General features: G+C 50.3%; 2 protein-coding genes. One reads left to right on the forward strand and one right to left on the reverse strand.

The annotated features are described in order from the left end of the window. On the reverse strand, positions 1-2,764 hold a 2,764-nt coding region (locus tag Q0340_RS04460), incomplete at its 3' end, for a transglycosylase domain-containing protein (RefSeq protein WP_298082335.1). A 41-nt stretch (positions 2,765-2,805) separates the two neighbouring features. Here Q0340_RS04460 and Q0340_RS04465 point away from each other — a divergent pair. Continuing rightward, positions 2,806-3,447 (forward strand): UvrD-helicase domain-containing protein (locus tag Q0340_RS04465; protein WP_298082336.1); only part of this gene is annotated, 642 nt, incomplete at its 3' end.

Below are 3,447 nucleotides of genomic sequence, written 5' to 3' on the forward strand. Positions count from 1 at the left end.
GAAAGCTCACGCCCGCAGGACGCGCAAACTCCGCCTCGCCCAGCATGCCCGATTTATCGAGGAAGGCAAACATATTAAACGCGACTTTTGCCGCACTTACGCCGCCGCTAAGATCCCTAGTCTTGGAGCCATCGAAATTTCCCAGCCAGACGCCGAGGGTAAATTTCGGCGTCAGAGCGACGGTGTAGAGATCGCGCGCATCGGCGCTCGTGCCCGTTTTAAACATCAGCGGCGGCGCGTTTAGGGTATTTTGCCACACCGAGCCTAGGTAGGAGCGCGGCGCGTTTCTTAGCATCTGCGTTACGATGTAGGCGCTCTGCGGGGTTAAAATTTTAGCATCGTCGCCGATCTTTACGCCCGCTATTTCGAGCTTTCGTAGCTTTCCGCCGTTTGCAAACGCGCTGTAAAGGCGAGCAAGATCCATTAGGCTCATCGAAATGCTGCCCAGCGCGATACCTGCGCCGTAATAATCCTTGCTAAACTCCGCCAGATGCACATTTGATAGCATTTCATACAGCCCGTCGTCACCCAGCATCAAATTTAGCTTTACCGCAGGGATGTTTAGGCTCAGACTTAGCGCGTCGGTCGCACTCACCGCGCCCATGAAGCCCTGGTTGTAGTTGCGCGGCACGTAGCCCGCGAAGGTTATCGGCGCGTCGATCAGCTTCTTTGAAGGGGTGATGAGCCCGTGCTCAAGGGCCTTGGCGTAGATGAAGGGTTTGAGCGTCGAGCCTACGTTTTTTTGTGAGCACACGCCGTCGTTTTGCCCCTCATTAGCGCTAAAATCGTGGCTGCCGACATAGGCGATCACGCTCATACTTTTGTTATCAATCAGCACCGCAGCGCCGTTTCGCACCCCCTTGCTGCGAAGCTCAAGAATTTCATCTTTTAAGAAATTTTCAAGCGCGATCTGGGTTTTCAGATCCAAGCTTGAATAAATTTTACCCTCGTTTAGACGCGCAAGTTCCTGCGCTCGCGCAGCTTGCTCTTTAGACTGCGCGCTCGCTTCGGAATTTGCGAAATTTCCCCGCGATTTGGCGTTTAGATCGGAATTTATCTGCGCCTGGGCGGCTAAAGCGAAATTTTGCGACACCTTGGCGTTGGGAGCGGAATTTGCCTGCGATTCGGCGCTTGCAGCAGAAGCTGTTTGCATTTTAGCGTCTGAAGAGGAATCTGCTTGCGCCCTAGTGCCCGAAGCGGAATTTGTCTGCGCGCTAAAATTTACGCTCGGCCGCTCGCCAAAGCTTGCATCTGCCTGCAAATTTTGCGGCAAATGCGCGGTACCTTGCCAATTGTTTAAATTTAGCTTTTGCGAATTTTGCGGGTCTTGGTGCGGATGTGCGGCACCGATGGCATTCTGCCGCTTGTTTAAATTCATATCCGCATTCGGATTTTGCAGCGAATACTCGGTTTGCGATTTATTTGAATTTGTATCTGCGCTAAAATTTCGCGGCGAACGCGCAGCATCTTGCCGCTCGTTTAAATTTAGACTTTGCGAGTTTTGCGACGGATGGGCGGCATTAATTAAATCTCTCCACTCATCCAAATTTGCGCCCTCTCGTTCATTTGGTTTTACGCTTTTTGATTCATTCAGTTTCGTGCCTGCCTGCGATTCTGCGCCTTCGCGCTCGTTTAAATTTAGGCTAGTTCGTTCGCTTAAATTTAAACTCTTCGGCGCATTAGTTTTAAAATCCGCCTCTTTGGGATTCGTTTCTTTCGAATCCACCCCCGCCTGCGTGTTTGCAGCGCTTGATAAATTCAGCTCAACCTTCGCCGCAACCCTAAAATTTGTTTCGGCACCAGCCGCATCCGAAAAATTTGACTCTGCCTCCGCCGCAGCTCTGCGCGCAGCCGAGCTTGCTTGCTCCGATGTCGCGCCGGGCGTGCCGCCCGAATCTAAATTTTGAGTGAAATTTACGTCATCTTTGGCGGTAAAATTCTGCATTTTATAATTGTTAAACGCCAGTAGCGCGTAATGCGGCGCGTAATTGGGCGCTGCGTAGCGTCTGGGCGAAAACGGCTCGGCAAGAGCGCGCTCATACTCGCTTTGCGAGATCACGCCGCCCTCTCGCAGCTGCGAAATTAGGCGGTTCTTAAGCGCGTTGATGTTTGATCTGCGGTCTAGGCGGTTTTTGTTCGGGTTTTTTGGGATCACGCTAAGAAGCGCGATTTGAGCGTTGCTAAGCTCGCGCAGGTCCTTTTTGAAGTAAAAATACGCCGCGGTTTTGACCCCCTCGATATTGCCGCCGTATGGGGCGAGGTTGAAATACATTCCTAAAATTTCATCCTTGCTGAAGTGCCACTCCAGCTGAAAGGCGTTGAAAATTTCGATGATTTTGTTTTTGTAGCTGCGCTGTTTGGGGCGCATCATACGCGCAACCTGCATTGTGATAGTGGAGGCTCCGACGCGCTCGACGTTGCCCTCGCTTTTTTTAGTAAAATTTTGCGTAAAATTATACGTAGCCGCGCGCAGGATCGAGGCTGGATTGACGCCGAAATGGTAGTAAAAATAGCGATCTTCAAAGTAGATCGCGCTTTGTTTCAGCCGCGGCGGTATCTCGTCCGCGCTCGCGTAAAAGCGCCAAATTTGATCGTCGCTGATCTGCATATTTAAAATTTCGCCGTTTCGGTCATATAAAATTCTACTCTTCTGCTTATTTAGCATATCCAAATTTAGCGGATAAAGCGCGTCTAGGATCAAAAACAGAGCGAATGCAAATGCGCAAAATAGCGCGATTTTTAACATAAATTTTAGAAATTTCATCGCGCAATTATATCAAAGAATTTTAATGATTTTAGGCTATAATGGCGTCTTTTTGCAAAGGAATAATCTTGGACGCTCTAGCTAAGCTCAATACCGAACAATACGCCGCCGCAACCGCTCCTGCGGGGCACAATCTAATAATCGCAAGCGCAGGCACGGGTAAAACCAGCACCATCGTCGCGCGGATCGCTCATCTGCTAAATCTCGGCACGAGCCCTAGAAAAATTTTGCTTCTTACTTTTACGAACAAGGCCGCGAGCGAGATGATAGCGAGGCTGCAGCGGCATTTTGATAAAAAGATCACCTCCGCAATCGTCGCGGGCACCTTCCACGCCGTATCCTACGCCCTACTTCGCGAGCTGGGCAAAGGCGTGATCTTAAAGCAGCCCGCCGAGCTAAAAACCCTGCTAAAAAGCCTCGTAGAAAGGCGAAAATTTTATCACGTAAGCGACGCGCGCCCCTACGGCGGGGCATATTTGTACGACGTGTACTCGCTGTATCAAAACAAGGAGATGAACGCGGGTTTTGAGACGTGGCTTAGCAAAAACTACGAGGATCAGGCGGAATTTGCCGAAATTTACGCAGATATTTTGCGCGAGTTTGAGGAGGAAAAGGCGAAATTTAACTACGCCGATTTCAACGACGTATTGTTAAAAATGCGCCATGAGCTGCGAAAGGGCGCT

Origin of the sequence: uncultured Campylobacter sp. (assembly GCF_938045595.1) — a bacterium.
GTDB lineage: Bacteria > Campylobacterota > Campylobacteria > Campylobacterales > Campylobacteraceae > Campylobacter_B.